At 61.6% G+C, this 279-nt stretch carries 1 protein-coding gene; it reads right to left on the reverse strand.

All coding sequences use genetic code 11. The features are described 5' to 3' along the window. On the reverse strand, nt 1-279 hold a 279-nt coding region (locus tag SCA31_RS23080), incomplete at both ends, for an efflux RND transporter permease subunit (RefSeq protein WP_410699364.1).

Consider the following 279-nt stretch of genomic DNA (forward strand, 5'->3'; position numbering starts at 1 on the left):
GCCGGGGCACGCTGAGCCTCTGGAGATCCGCGTTGAGCTCGCTGAGCGGCCTGTCAGAAGATACCGCCAGGAAAACAATGGGGAAATCGCTGATGTTCCCGGCGATGGCTTGGGGATCCACGTTGGCCGGGAGTACCCGCTTGGCGTTCGAAATAGCCCGATCGATCTGGTTGCGCGCGCGGTCGAGGTTGGAACCGTACGTGAACACCAGGGTGATCTGCGAAACTCCGCTTCGCGAAGTGGACGAGGTCGACTCCAGTCCCTCGACGCTGTTCAAGG

It is taken from the genome of Chryseobacterium sp. SIMBA_028, assembly GCF_046535285.1.
In the GTDB taxonomy this organism is placed as follows: domain Bacteria; phylum Bacteroidota; class Bacteroidia; order Flavobacteriales; family Weeksellaceae; genus Chryseobacterium.